This is a genomic window from Companilactobacillus halodurans, from assembly GCF_009600985.1.
Classification (GTDB): domain Bacteria; phylum Bacillota; class Bacilli; order Lactobacillales; family Lactobacillaceae; genus Companilactobacillus; species Companilactobacillus halodurans.
Genome location: NZ_VDFP01000270.1, coordinates 1 through 1,052, shown reverse-complemented (window position 1 = coordinate 1,052; position 1,052 = coordinate 1). Strand labels below are relative to the sequence as shown.

Here is a 1,052-nt window from a genome sequence, read left to right as displayed (position 1 = left end):
AAATTCAGCGATTTTGTCTTGTCACACGAGTTGCATCATATTGAATTGGAATTATCTGATGAACCTAGTATTGATTGTGCAGTAACAACAGGTCAAGAAGATCTAGACGGTCGTATTTTAGCAATTGCTAACTCTGTTTTTGAAACTTTGGAACATGTAACAGTTTTAAAGAAGCAAAAAGAAGACGGAACATATACCGATCAAATTAAGGCTGAATATTTGAAGGGCGTAGAAGCTGCTTTACATCCAAAAGTAGAGTTGGATTTGGCAAATATGCGCTTCTATCGCACTTTAATTATGTTTGATGGAATTATATTCGGTGAGCATAGCAAGGATGCAGATTGGCAAAATGAGTTTCCTAAGTCATATAAATATGCTAATAAGTTAGTTGAAGTTGCCGAGAAAAATGATTTGTCAGTTCCATTCCAATTTAGACGTGCTTTAGTGAATAGTCTGGATGCATATAATGAAATTATCATTTCTAATGGTTACCAAGGATTGCATTTTCATACACTCTTGAATATAACTCCGGTAGTATCAAAACGTCAGTTACGTTTGAGTTTAAATCAAGCTTATCAGATCAAACATTCTGAATACAAAAATCGTGCAACTGGAAAAGATGGATTTGCTTTGATTGCTATTAATGATGGTCAGAGTGTGGCAACTTTGAATTTGGATCCGTCAAAGGTAACACCAGAATTTTATAAAGCTTTTTATCAATATAAAGTACAAGAAGTTTTTGACGAGCAAGGAATCAAATATCTAATCAGATAGGAGAAAGTCTATGACCAGAGAAGTCGAAGAGTTTAAGGAGCTATTGGCGCAAGCTAAGTTTGTAACTTTTCTAACTGGTGCTGGGGTGTCTGTACCGTCTGGTATTCCTGATTATCGTTCCAAGAATGGACTTTATAAGAAAGAAAAGTATGATTTCCCGCCGGAATACATGCTCAGTCACGATAATTTAGTCAAACACCCTGATATCTTTCATGATTTTGTAGTTCATAATATGTATTTTCCAGACGCCAAGCCTAATGTTATTCATCAAAAGATGG

At 35.3% G+C, this 1,052-nt stretch carries 2 protein-coding genes; both read left to right on the top strand.

Annotated elements, in window-relative coordinates; all coding sequences use genetic code 11:
• Nucleotides 1-774 (top strand): hypothetical protein (locus FHL06_RS14530; RefSeq protein WP_192918039.1); only part of this gene is annotated, 774 nt, incomplete at its 5' end.
• 10 nt (nucleotides 775-784) lie between these two features.
• Nucleotides 785-1,052 (top strand): Sir2 family NAD-dependent protein deacetylase (locus FHL06_RS14095; protein WP_337692584.1); only part of this gene is annotated, 268 nt, incomplete at its 3' end.